Raw genomic sequence first — 12,364 nt, forward strand, 5'->3', positions numbered from 1 at the left:
GAGAAATTCGAATAGCTCGAGTTTCTTGCTGGCATCATTTAAGATGTCAATTTCGAATCCGAAGATTCGTTTTGTCCTTTTCACCAACAGGGTCGGCTCCAGAACTTTATTTGTTGACGTTTTGCTGTTCAGTTTTCAAGGTTCATTTGTTTGTCTTTTGCTGTCGGTTTTTGTCGTGCTCCCGACTGCTTTATAACTATACCAAATGAAATTAACTCCGTCAACACTTTTAATAAACTTTTTATCCCTCCCCCCTTCCCTATTCTAAGAAAGCCTTATTTTAAGCTGATTATGGCATAAGAAAAGAACGGCCCAATTGAGCCGTTCCACTGTTTTTACTTAATAAATATGAAATAAAGAATGAAGATAATAAACATCGCATACATGATCGGATGGATTTCTTTCCGTCTACCACTTAACAGCATTGTGATTGGATAGAAGATGAAGCCGATGGCGATACCCGTTGCAATGCTGTAAGACAAAGGCATGAAGATGATAACGAAAAATGCTGGGATTGCTATTTCGAATTTCGTCCATTCAATATTTCCAAGAGCCGACACCATGAGAACCCCAACAATAATTAAAGCTGGTGCGGTAACTGCTGGCGTAATGATGAAGAGCAATGGTGAGAAGAACAAAGCTAAAATGAAAAGCAGTCCCGTTACAATAGAAGCAAATCCCGTTCGTGCCCCTGCAGCGACACCCGCAGATGATTCAACATAGGAAGTCGTCGTTGATGTACCGAAAATCGCTCCCGTTACTGTAGCCATTGAGTCTGCAAGCAACGCTCTTCCTGCACGTGGTAGTTTGTCATCCTTCATTAATCCTGCTTGAGTAGCTACAGCAACAAGCGTTCCTGCTGTATCAAAGAAGTCGACGAATAAGAAAGTGATGACAATGACAAGGAATTGAGTTGTCATTAAAGACATAGGGTCTTGGAAAATCACATCAAAAGCAGCGCCGAAAGTCGGAGAAACATCTGGAACCTTGTCGACGATTTTTGTCGGTACTTCAATTAAACTAACAAACATTCCAACAATAGTAGTCATAATCATTCCATAGAAGATGGCGCCATTGATTTTTTTCACCATCATAATCACAGTAACGACAAGTCCGAAAATGGCAAGCAATGTAGGACCGGCAGATAAGTCCCCGAGTGCAACAAGGGTATTTGGATCCCCTACAATGATGTTGGCGTTTTGAAGTCCAAGGAAAGTGATAAATAAACCGATACCAGCCCCAACTGCGTATTTCAATTGGGCAGGAATTGCATTAATGATCAGTTCACGTAAACCAGTTAATGATAGGATGATGAAAATAATTCCAGAAAACAGAACACCGGTCAATCCAACTTGCCATGGAATTCCGTAAGTTAACACAACTGTAAAGGCGAAAAATGCGTTCAAACCCATTCCCGGTGCAAGCCCAATCGGGTATCTTGCGATCAATCCCATGAATAGGGAACCAACTGCTGCCGCGAGTGCTGTTGCAACGAATACGGCACCTTTATCCATACGCATTGCTTCAGGCAGATCCGGAATAGCTTCGAGTGAAAGCATAATCGGATTGACAGCCAATATATAAGCCATTGCCAAGAATGTTGTTAATCCCCCAATAATTTCCCTGCGATAATTCGTTCCTAACTTCTCAAACTCAAAATATTTCTTCATGATGACCGTCCTTTGTTTTTTAGATTTAATAGTCTCATAGGGCAAAAACAGGCAATAAAAAAAAGGGAAACATACGACTTCTCCTCGTACATTTCCCTAATGACAGTCAAATTAAAAGGATTTCTCCTTTAATTCAAAAATCGTAGTCGAAACATTTAAGGTGTTTCGGTAGAGACTTATGGGCCATATTCCCAAGATTATACGATACAGATATTCAATTTTATTTTTATTCCCACTCGATTGTGCCAGGTGGTTTACCTGTAATATCGTAAACGACGCGATTTACGTGTTCAACTTCGGATGTAATCCGATTACTGATTTTCTCAAGGATATCCCAAGGGATTCTTGCCCAATCCGCTGTCATCCCATCTACTGAATGTACTGCACGGAGGCCTACTGCGTAGTCATACGAACGCTTTTCGTTTCGGACACCGACGCTTCGAATGTCAGGCAGAATTGCAAAGTACTGCCAGATTTCACGATCAAGACCTGCTTTAGCAATCTCCTCACGAAGGATCCAGTCAGCTTCACGTACGATTGCAAGCTTCTCTTCAGTGATTTCTCCTAATACGCGAACACCAAGTCCCGGTCCAGGGAATGGTTGGCGGTGCACGATTTCAGAAGGAAGACCAAGTTCAGCGCCGACTGCACGTACTTCATCTTTGAACAATGCTTTCAATGGTTCGATCAATTCGAAATCCATATCTTCAGGCAGACCACCTACGTTATGGTGGGATTTGATGACTTCTTTAGTCGCAGTTCCACTTTCGATTATATCGGCATAAATCGTTCCTTGTGCAAGGAAGTCGATCCCTTCAAGCTTTGCTGACTCCTCATCGAATACATAGATGAATTCATTGCCGATGATTTTACGTTTTTGCTCTGGATCGGTTACGCCTGTTAACTTGTCCAAGAAGCGTTTGCGCGCATCCACTTTAATGAAGTTCATATGGAATTGATTGCTGAATGTGTCGACAACACTTTCGACTTCACCTTTACGAAGAAGACCGTGGTCAACAAAGATACATGTCAGCTGGTCACCGATTGCACGATGGATCAATGCTGCAACGACCGATGAGTCGACGCCGCCGCTTAATGCGCACAGGACTTTCCGATCACCGACTTGGGAACGGATCTTTTCAACTTCGATTTCAATGAAGGTTTTCATCGACCAGCTTGCTTCCGCCTCACAGATGTTCTCAACAAAATGTCGAAGTTTTTCTTTCACATTGTCACCAGTTGAGTCGGTTTCAATTGTGGAGAAGTTAGCTGGTAATTCTGAAGATCCACCGAAGTGCTTCAAAATGAATTGCGCTCCGGAATCTATTCCAAGAACAGGGATTCCTAAGTCCAACACTGAGGAATCGATGTTGTATACGTTCTCCTCTTCACCACCGGAAATGATGACACCGACAGCTTGCATGCTCTTTAGTTCTTCCCCTGTAACTGTATGAGGGTGTAATTCACTGTAAACGCCTAACTCACGTATCGTCCGCGTGATCAGTTGGTTATGTTTGCTTCCGAAATCAATTACTACAATCTTATCCTGTTCGATCAATAAAGGAGCAGTCGACAATTGATCCACCTCTTCCAAATTAAATTCCGATGCCTTAGAAATCAGTAAAGACGCGTTAGAAAGTCCTTCCTTTCCACGCGTCTTACCATTCTACGATAGGCATAAATAGACAAATCCATCCATGCCTTCATAGACAAGTCATTCACGGTGACTTGGTAGAAACGTCCGAACCATATTATCAGACATATACGAGGGCTATCGGTTGTTCATTTTTTCCTATCATACTCCTCGGTTCCGTAAAAATCAACCGGTTGCCCTAATGATTAAATCTTCCCATATTTCCTGTAAACTTGCCCAATCTTGACGATTCGTATACCCACCGTATAGGCCCTGCTCATACACTTCGGTCAGTTTACCCATTTGCCTACCTCCGAAGTATGTGTCTACCGATTTTGCATATTCCGAAAGCGTCATGCTGTCGGTTCTCAAAATACCGAAACGTTCCAATTGCTTGAGCAGACTTTTATATTGTTTCGTGAATCGGATCCAGTCCGGCTTTCTTTTACGATGGGACTTAATAAGCAGCTTTGGAACCCATTTTCCCCGGTTTCTATAAACAAGCCAAACAGCAAATAGCAACAGGGCAATTCCGAGGATCCCAATCCAAGCATGCTTTTGCAGGAAATCACCTACTGATTTGAGGAAGGGACCGAATCCTCCCCCATCCTTCACTTTCGCCACAGGTGTTTCATCCTTTTTGGGTTCTGGGCGTTCGCGTTCTTCCATGTTTGGCGTTTCAGGATCACTTATATCCATTTCAAGGTCATATTGGATGCCAACCGGGTTTGAAAACCCGATTGTCGGTTCAAAAGGCATCCAACCGAATCCCGGAATATAAACCTCCACCCATGAGTGTGCCTCATTGTTTGTGATTTTATATTCTACTTTTCCATTTGAGTTCGCCTTTCCTTCACCGGGTGCAAAACCTTTTGCCCATCTGGCAGGAATATCTACTGACCTAAGCATGACGACCATAGATGTTGAAAAGTTATCGCAATAGCCCCTCTTCGTATCAAACAAGAACTGATCCACATAATCCTCGTTTCCTCTTGGAATTGCTACATTCTGTTGGTCGTATGAAAACCCGCTTCTGGAAAAGTAGCGTTCAATTGATTTCGCTTTTTCATAAATGCTTTCTTCTTTTGATGTGATATCCATAGCAAGCTCCCGAACGCGATCAGGTAATTGTTCAGGAAGCTGCAAGTACTCGGAGAGTTCCGGGACGTCAGGATCTGAATGATAGTCTTCCATTGTCACTTCACGTAATTCCTTCAGACTATACGATTGTTCCGTAAAATCGACACTAAATGAATCTAAATCAAAGCTTTCTCCATCCTTCATTGCCCATAACTGGCCGGTCTCCTCTTGCTTTTTAAGCAAAACATCTGTCCTTGCATGAATTGTGGATGTTCCATACGGATAGACAAGATAAGGCAATCGCTCTCTCATGTTAATTTCTGCATGTAAATTATTGGCGGTATCGGAGTAGTCGACCTCTTCCAAAATAGCACCCGGGACATAAGTGACAGGGGGATTTTCATCTATCCTCTGTTCCCACCCCTTTGATGTATACGTATTTTTAGTTTCAATTTTCCAATATTGCTTCCGTGGGACTGTCGCGGTAAAGATCAACGTGTTGTCTTTTGAGAAGGCACCGCCAAGCCTTGAATCATCGAAATCGTACCCACTTTTTGAGACAACCCCTCCAGTTCCGCTCCCTTCTCCAAGTACAGCGGACTTCAGGAAAGGAATTGGATCAGCCCAGACAGGACCTTTTTCGGGCATGAAGCTTGCAAAAGTACTGCTTACAATTACAGCAAACAGCAAAGGGACAGAAAAGGTTGCAAACATCCCCGTATTCAATCTTTCGCTATGTTTTTCGGATAGGCGCGAAATGGTCAATAATCCAACTAATAGAAGACCGGTGACCATAATGCGGAAAATCGCCGCTTCCGCAACATATGAACTGAATGTATCCAGAACAGAGATGAAAATGACAGTCATCGCATAGAAAAGCAGAATACTCTTTCGCACCTCGATCCAATGGCGGATCAAATAGATTGTCATCCATAGAAGTATGAAAAAGAGTACAGTCCGCATGGGATTGGTTATATTCTGCCAATCCCCAGCACCGACAATTGCAAAGTTCGAGATAAGATCCCTCACCAAATGGCCCACAGAATCTTTTGTTAGGAAAGCGGCATGATAAAAAACAAAATGAAGCGACCAGAAAAGATAGATGATTTTTAAAGGAACGGATAGCCACCATTTCATCCCTGTTAATCTAAAAAGGAAGGAAAGTCCGATGAACCAAAGAAAAACCCCTATATATTCAGTGTCCGTCAGTTCAATGACAGGCAGTAGCCATTCCCATAGCAAGACAAAGGCAAGGGCATACATAAGTATAAGAAAGCGAATATCCGTCTTTCCTTCCTTCATAAATTGGCCACCTCCTTAAACGCGTCGGAAAACTGCATTTTTCCTAAAACATGGATTGTAATCCCCTTCGATTCAGCGTACCTGATCTGTTCCTGTAGCTGTTGTGAAATCGGGACATTTTTGTCAACGACAACAAAGCAGATTACAGATCTTCTATTTTTCACAAACCCCATCACTGATTGAATAAATGGCCAATCCGGACTTCCAGTTACGAGTACAATACTTCCGGCAACTGCTGTAAAGGTAAACGATTCCAACGGTTGAATATCTTTCGTAGGAATCGGTCTTACTTTTGCCAAGTGTACAAACACATCATGCAGCTGATCTGCGGAATTGATGAACGGAAATACGGCCGTTTCTGCGCCGGCCGAAACGAATGCGATATTCGATTGGTGGCCTGAGGCTTCCTCTACAATGGAAGCGGCCAATTCAACCTGTTCCTCGAATGTTTCCGTTTCCCGATTGTCCAGTAAAATGATGAGATCCTCCGATTGCCGATCCTCAAATTCCTTTGTCATCAGATTTTGAGTGCGTGCGAATGATTTCCAGTGGATCCAAGTGACTCGGTCCCCCGATTGATAATCTCGCACACCCGTAGCCATCGTCGTATCCTTGATAAGAGAAAATGGAGAGGCAAGGGAGCCACGGTCATATTGAGCATTGATCGGCGCATAATGCATTGATGTAGTATTAGGGAAGACAAGAATTGTATCCTTCAAATCTATAAATCCCTTTTTTTGTATCCAACCGAAAAAATCGGAAACTTCTATTTCGATTCCTTCGACAATATGCTCTCCTCTTGGAAGACGTTCAATTTCATATGACCATTCAACTTCTTTTTTGAATCCGAAGATAAAAAGATGCTTCGTCCGGTTGCTTGCATTCTTTTCCATCTCAGAATCCACCCATTTATCGCTTGCCACGGTATAGAGCAATGGAAAAGGGAAAGCCCGATGAAGTTTAACTGAAACCACAAGTTTTCCACCGCTTTTTACAGTCCGTGATCGTATGATGCGTTCCGCCTTTATCGTATTCATCGGATAGACAAATAAGATGATTGAATACAAGAGAAATGGGGTTAACATATAAAAAATCGTCCAGCTTACTTTCCCACCTTGAAACATCGCAAAAACATATACGGAAAAGAAGAGGCTGACGATGAAGGCAAAGCGACCTGTCATCGAGAGCAGTTTTCTTCCTTTTTTCATTTCATTTTTACCCGTTCAATCGGAACGCTGACTCTTGTAAGGATCCTCTCTACGATTTCATTCGCAGTGATTCCTTCATATTTTGCTTCTGATTTTAGAATAATACGGTGGCCGAAGACATACGGAGCCAAATATTTAACATCATCTGGTGTCACATACGTCCGCCCTTTAATAAGTGCAAAGGCCTGGCAGGATTTCATGAGTGCAAGTGACCCACGCGGGCTAACCCCAAGATAGACGTAAGGGTTATTGCGGGTTTCCGAGGCACAATCGACTATATACGTTTTGATTGTATCGTCGACATTCACTTCTTTAACGGCGTGCTGGAGTTCCGTCAATTCACTGATTGTAAGTACTGTTTCCAATTGGTCGATTGGAACAGTTTTTTCTGCCCGTGCCAATACTTGAACCTCTTCAAGTCTTTTCGGATAGCCCATCTTTAATTTGAAAAGAAAGCGGTCCAATTGAGCCTCCGGTAACGGATATGTTCCTTCATATTCAATTGGATTCTGAGTGGCCATTACAAAAAACGGCTGGGGAATCCGGATTGTTTCCCCGTCCACGGTCACAGAGGACTCTTCCATGCTTTCAAGTAGAGCAGCTTGCGTTTTCGGTGAAGTCCGATTGATTTCATCCGCGAGAACGATATTGCCGACAATGGGACCCGGTCTGAATTCGAATTCCATCTCCCGTGGGTTGTAGATGGAGACGCCAAGGACATCGGATGGCAATAAATCCGGGGTGAATTGTATACGTTTAAATGTGGCTCCTATCGATTTGGCTAATGCCTTTACCATCATTGTTTTCCCGACGCCCGGTACGTCTTCAAGCAGAACATGCCCGCCTGCCAGCAATGCGGTTACACTTAACTCCGCGATATCCCGTTTACCGATCATCACCTTTTCGATATTCGTTAAAACTTTATCGATCACTTGTGCATGTGTTGTCATTCTATTTCCTCCACTCTTAGTTCTCTCTCTAAACAAAGTCCGAAAATTTACAAAATGTAACTTTATAATACAGTAATTCTATTAATCCTACAACTCTCGAAAAGCGGAAGTAGCGGTTTACAACACGAAAAACCCGCTATCGGATTCATTCGATAGCGGGTTTTTTATTCATTTCCAAAAATCATCAAATATCGTAATCGGCGTGTGCCGTTTGTGTTCGGATTTACGGTATAGGTTTTCGATTGTTTTGAGTGCTTGTTCAGATACTTGTTTCCCTTCAAGGAAATCGTCAATTTCTTCGTACGAAACACCAAGCGCGATTTCGTCCGGTAGAGCAGGCTTGTCGTCTTCGAGATCAGCGGTTGGTACTTTATTGTACAAATGCTCTGGACAGCCTAACTCCTTCAATAATTGTCGACCTTGCCGCTTGTTCAATCGATAAATCGGCATAAGGTCGGCAGCGCCATCCCCGAACTTTGTATAGAAACCGGTAAGTGCTTCTGCGGCGTGGTCCGTTCCTAATACGACACAACCAAGTGTCGCTGCGATTGCAAATTGGACTTTCATGCGCTCCCGAGCCTTTTCATTCCCTTTCGTATAATCGGAAATGGCGATGTTAGCTTGGGCAAGAGCTCGTTCACTTGCGTCTACGGATCCCTTGATGTCAACCGTGTAAATTAATGACGGCTTCATGAAGTCAAGTGCATCCTGCGCATCGTTCTCGTCAAACTGTTTGCCGTATGGAAGTCTCACTGCAATGAACTTATAACGATCCGTCTGAGTTTCTTCATTCAACTCATCTACTGCCATTTGAGCAAGTTTCCCGACAAGCGTTGAGTCCTGCCCTCCTGAAATACCAAGGACAAAGCCGTTGACGAAAGTATTTTTCATTGCATATTCCTTCAGGAAGTCAATCGATTTACGAATTTCTTCTTTCGGATTAATTTCAGATTTGCTCTTTAATTGAGCAATTACCTCTTCTTGGAATGTCATTTCAAGACCTCCTATTTCATTGAGTACTCATCAACCATTTCTTGAACTTCACGGATATTGCGCATTTTGTTATCCCAACACTTCTGGCTCAAGTCAACAGGGTATTCTTCAGGATTCAAGGAGCGCTTATATTCATCCCATAATAAATTCAAGTTTTCATGTGCATATTCCCGCATTTCATTCAACGGGGGATTTGTATATATCACTTCGCCTTTTTCGACCACTTTTGTATGCAAATCAATTGCATCAAAATTTGTCACGAATTTCGAGATGAATGTATGCACAGGATGGAACATTTTAATCCTTTTTTCGGCTGTCGGATCTTCATCATGCATTGTAATGTAGTCGCCTTCAGCTTTGCCATTCTCACGATCGATGATTCGATATAGTTTTTTCTGCCCAGGTGTCGTCACTTTCTCGACATTGGATGAAATCTTGATCGTGTCTTCCATTTCACCATTTTCATTCTCGATGGCAACGATTTTATAGACCGCGCCAAGTGCTGGTTGGTCGTATGCCGTAATCAGTTTTGTACCAATTCCCCATGTATCGACCTTTGCACCTTGTGCTTTCAAGTTCAAAATCGTGTATTCGTCAAGATCATTCGACACAACAATCTTAGTATTGGTGAATCCCGCTGCATCAAGCATGCGGCGTGCTTCTTTCGAAAGAAATGAAATATCACCGCTGTCGAGTCGGATGCCGACGAAATTGATTTTATCTCCTAACTCCTTTGCGACTTGGATTGCTGTCGGAATACCAATTTTCAGTGTGTTATACGTATCAACTAAAAATACGCAGTCCTTATGTCGTTTAGCGTACGAATGAAATGCCTCATATTCACTTTTATATGCTTGTACCATTGAATGTGCATGTGTTCCTGCTACTGGAATACCGAAACGTTTCCCAGCGCGTACATTACTCGTCGCTTCGACTCCGCCGATGACTGCGGCGCGCGCTCCCCAAACCGCGGCATCCATTTCATGTGCACGGCGACTACCAAACTCCATTACAACATCGTCTTTAACGACTTGCTTGATACGGCTCGCTTTCGTTGCAATCAACGTCTGGAAATTCACGATGTTTAATAGTGCTGTTTCGATAAGTTGAGCTTCAGCAAGTGTCGTTTCTACGCGAAGGATTGGCTCATTCGCAAAGACAAGTTCGCCTTCCTTCATGGAGTAAACGTCGCCAGTGAAACGAAGATCCTTTAAATAGGTGATAAAATCCTCTTGAAAACCAAGTTCATCCCTCAAATAAGCGATATCACTCTCACTGAAATGAAAATCTCTTAAGTAATCAAGGATCCGCTCAAGGCCCGCGAAAATCGCGTAACCGTTCCCAAACGGTAAACTTCTGAAGAAAAGTTCAAACACCGCTTTCCTCTCATGGATGCCGTCCGCCCAGTAGGATTCCGTCATATTGATTTGATAAAGGTCGGTATGTAATGCCAAACTGTCATCTGTATAATTCGAGCTCATGCCAAATCTCCTTCTTCCAATTCTAATGCTTCAAGTATACACTATTTACCCGAAAGCTAATGGAAAATAACAAAATCGGATCAATTCCCGACGACACAGTTATTGCAAAACCATTCAAAGAATAGAGTGACATATTGTTCCAATTGGCTTACGATTAATTAAGGGGGTGTTGTCGTGTTTGAAGAGATGAAAATCCGATATTTATTCGCATTATCGGTAGCGGCTGTACTTGTTTTAGTTGTTTTCGCAGTAGGGATTGGGGTTAGTGAGGAGTTCTTCGGAGCCGCTGCAAATATTGTCATTTATGCGATTATCCCCGCAATATTCTTTGGTCATTATTTCAATAGGTATCCAAACATAGTCCGGGATGTCATTATATTTAAGGGGATTAATTCATGGCTTCCAGCGATTATCGGCATAGTTGTCGTTTCCATCGCCTTGTCACTAAGTTCATTTTGGTTGCTTGTTTTTGTCATCGACCCCATCTTTCCATCATTTGTCGACTTTCTGATGACTGAAGTGCCGATGCCATCGACTCCCATCCTTTTGGTGACTGAGATTATCGCAATCACCATTTTAGGGCCAATTGTCGAGGAGTTCGTGTTCCGGGGAGTTTTCTTGCATCGTTTCATGAAGAAGACATCTATGTGGGGCGGAATTTTGATATCAAGCATCCTCTTCGGGATTTTGCATGCTGATATGATCGGCGCTTTCCTATTTGGAGTTATTGCATGTCTACTATACTTGCGTACAGGAAACCTTTTACTACCAATACTGATGCATATATTAAATAACACTCTTGCCGTCATTGCCTCATACTTGCCGGCTTCTTGGTTCAATGGAGTTGTAATTACAACGCGCGAGGATATAGTGAACAATTCGGGGACATTATCGGTCCTTCTTGTCATCAGTTCTATTTTAACCGCCTATATCATAGTTAAGTTAGCAAGAGGTTTAGCGAAGAAAAGAGAAGAAGCAGCGCGTGCACTGGAGACTATCTCTGAATGAAAGGGCGAATGAATCGCCCTTTTTTCATCCAAATATCTTCAAGCCAACTGCCCCGCCGATGATCAAACATAAGAATAGGATCCGCTTCCATCCGGCAGCTTCCTTGAAGAAAAATACCCCCATTAAAACTGCCCCTGCAGCTCCTAATCCCGTCCAAATTGCATATGCAGTCCCCATTGGAATATCGCGCATCGCGAGCGATAGAAAATAGAACCCAACTGAAAATGTCACCACAATTAACAACAACCGTTGCCATGACCTCTTCTGCAAATACAGATTAATTGACATGACCCCGAAAATCTCACCTAAACTGGCGATGACAAGATAAATCCACGCCATCTCAATCGCCCTCCTCTTCCACTTGAACCGACTCTTCGGACGTCATCTTTATCCCGATTACACCGACGATAATGACGGCGATGAATAATACTTTCATAATAGAAAACTCCGCATTGAAAAACAGAAAATCTACCAATACGATTGCCGCTGCGCCCGAACCGGTGAATACTGCATAAACCGTGCCGGATGGCAGCTGCTCACATGCTTTTATAATTGCATAAAAGCTGATGATGATTGCAACGGCAGTACCTGCCCATTCCAATGCTGTATCAGAATAACGGAGTCCAATGACCCAAAAGATTTCAACAATCGCTGCAAGTAAAACATAAATCCAAGCCAATAAAAAATCCTCCTCACCACTCAACATGATCACATTATAGCAAATTCCTTATAGCTTTATTTTCAAAGCACTCTTGCAATCTGTACATAATCATGGTATTTTTAGATAAATAATTTTTCTAACAATTATATATTTTTATTCTTATCAAGAGAGACGGAGGGATTTGGCCCGACGAAGTCTCAGCAACCAGCCCGATTTGGTATGGTGCTAATTCCAAAAGACGCGCCCCGTCTTGAAGATGAGAAGATTGACCTCAACAGCTGTTGAAGACCCTCTTCTTATTCGGAGGCCACTGAAAAAGTCCACTTACGAGGGCTTATGCTGGAACTGTTGATTTTCGTTCCGAGCGGACGCTTTCCG

Annotated in this window: 11 protein-coding genes and 3 riboswitches; of the genes, 2 read left to right on the forward strand and 9 right to left on the reverse strand. The window is 42.8% G+C overall.

Going from position 1 to position 12,364, the window contains the following annotated elements:
• The coding region (locus tag P5G49_RS17280) for a hypothetical protein (protein ID WP_301245875.1) at positions 1 to 196 on the forward strand (196 nt) is incomplete at its 5' end.
• A gap of 139 nt (positions 197 to 335) precedes the next feature.
• On the opposite strand, the gene P5G49_RS17285 is transcribed toward P5G49_RS17280, so the two are convergent.
• From P5G49_RS17285 to P5G49_RS17315, 7 genes are all read right to left on the reverse strand, one after another.
• Positions 336 to 1,670 carry an NCS2 family permease gene (locus P5G49_RS17285; RefSeq protein WP_301245877.1) on the reverse strand — a complete coding sequence of 445 codons (1,335 nt, stop codon included), beginning with the start codon at positions 1,668 to 1,670 and terminating at the stop codon, positions 336 to 338.
• Between the two features lie 123 nt (positions 1,671 to 1,793).
• Positions 1,794 to 1,895: riboswitch (purine riboswitch) on the reverse strand.
• Position 1,896: 1 nt separating this feature from the next.
• The gene (guaA, locus tag P5G49_RS17290) at positions 1,897 to 3,246 is read right to left on the reverse strand and encodes a glutamine-hydrolyzing GMP synthase (RefSeq protein WP_301245879.1); all 1,350 of its coding nucleotides are present in this window, start codon (positions 3,244 to 3,246) and stop codon (positions 1,897 to 1,899) included.
• A 110-nt stretch (positions 3,247 to 3,356) separates the two neighbouring features.
• Positions 3,357 to 3,458, reverse strand: a riboswitch (purine riboswitch).
• Between the two features lie 31 nt (positions 3,459 to 3,489).
• Positions 3,490 to 5,685, reverse strand: coding sequence for a DUF4129 domain-containing transglutaminase family protein (locus tag P5G49_RS17295; protein WP_301245881.1), 2,196 nt, complete (start codon positions 5,683 to 5,685; stop codon positions 3,490 to 3,492).
• A complete protein-coding gene (locus P5G49_RS17300) occupies positions 5,682 to 6,893 on the reverse strand; it encodes a DUF58 domain-containing protein (protein WP_301245883.1) in 1,212 nt (403 codons plus the stop codon). Before P5G49_RS17300 ends, P5G49_RS17295 begins: the two co-directional genes overlap by 4 nt.
• Positions 6,890 to 7,843: an AAA family ATPase gene (locus P5G49_RS17305; protein ID WP_301245885.1), complete on the reverse strand. Its 954-nt coding sequence runs from the start codon at positions 7,841 to 7,843 to the stop codon at positions 6,890 to 6,892. Before P5G49_RS17305 ends, P5G49_RS17300 begins: the two co-directional genes overlap by 4 nt.
• Before the next feature lie 168 nt (positions 7,844 to 8,011).
• The gene (nadE, locus tag P5G49_RS17310) at positions 8,012 to 8,836 is read right to left on the reverse strand and encodes an NAD(+) synthase (RefSeq protein ID WP_301245887.1); all 825 of its coding nucleotides are present in this window, start codon (positions 8,834 to 8,836) and stop codon (positions 8,012 to 8,014) included.
• Positions 8,837 to 8,847: 11 nt separating this feature from the next.
• Positions 8,848 to 10,317 carry a nicotinate phosphoribosyltransferase gene (locus P5G49_RS17315; protein ID WP_301245889.1) on the reverse strand — a complete coding sequence of 490 codons (1,470 nt, stop codon included), beginning with the start codon at positions 10,315 to 10,317 and terminating at the stop codon, positions 8,848 to 8,850.
• A gap of 174 nt (positions 10,318 to 10,491) precedes the next feature.
• On the opposite strand from P5G49_RS17315, the gene P5G49_RS17320 reads away from it, so the two are divergent.
• Complete coding sequence (locus tag P5G49_RS17320; protein ID WP_301245891.1) at positions 10,492 to 11,325, forward strand: CPBP family intramembrane glutamic endopeptidase; 834 nt, start codon at positions 10,492 to 10,494, stop codon at positions 11,323 to 11,325.
• A gap of 24 nt (positions 11,326 to 11,349) precedes the next feature.
• On the opposite strand, the gene P5G49_RS17325 is transcribed toward P5G49_RS17320, so the two are convergent.
• Positions 11,350 to 11,664 (reverse strand): DMT family transporter, encoded by a 315-nt coding sequence (locus tag P5G49_RS17325; RefSeq protein WP_301245893.1) that lies wholly within the window; start codon positions 11,662 to 11,664, stop codon positions 11,350 to 11,352.
• A 1-nt stretch (position 11,665) separates the two neighbouring features.
• Positions 11,666 to 12,004, reverse strand: a complete 339-nt coding sequence (locus P5G49_RS17330) for a DMT family transporter (RefSeq protein WP_301245895.1) — start codon at positions 12,002 to 12,004, stop codon at positions 11,666 to 11,668.
• 138 nt (positions 12,005 to 12,142) lie between these two features.
• A riboswitch (SAM riboswitch) is annotated at positions 12,143 to 12,249 on the forward strand.
• Positions 12,250 to 12,364 lie beyond the last annotated feature (115 nt).

It is taken from the genome of Sporosarcina highlanderae (assembly GCF_030433715.1).
Lineage (GTDB): Bacteria > Bacillota > Bacilli > Bacillales_A > Planococcaceae > Sporosarcina > Sporosarcina highlanderae.

Bases quoted from the DNA above. Each gene is read 5' to 3' on its own strand.
- P5G49_RS17285 (WP_301245877.1), bottom strand. From the start codon at position 1,670: ATGAAGAAATATTTTGAGTTTGAGAAGTTAGGAACGAATTATCGCAGG.
- P5G49_RS17295 (WP_301245881.1), bottom strand. From the start codon at position 5,685: ATGAAGGAAGGAAAGACGGATATTCGCTTTCTTATACTTATGTATGCC.
- P5G49_RS17300 (WP_301245883.1), bottom strand. From the start codon at position 6,893: ATGAAAAAAGGAAGAAAACTGCTCTCGATGACAGGTCGCTTTGCCTTC.
- P5G49_RS17305 (WP_301245885.1), bottom strand. From the start codon at position 7,843: ATGACAACACATGCACAAGTGATCGATAAAGTTTTAACGAATATCGAA.
- nadE (WP_301245887.1), bottom strand. From the start codon at position 8,836: ATGACATTCCAAGAAGAGGTAATTGCTCAATTAAAGAGCAAATCTGAA.
- P5G49_RS17315 (WP_301245889.1), bottom strand. From the start codon at position 10,317: ATGAGCTCGAATTATACAGATGACAGTTTGGCATTACATACCGACCTT.
- P5G49_RS17325 (WP_301245893.1), bottom strand. From the start codon at position 11,664: ATGGCGTGGATTTATCTTGTCATCGCCAGTTTAGGTGAGATTTTCGGG.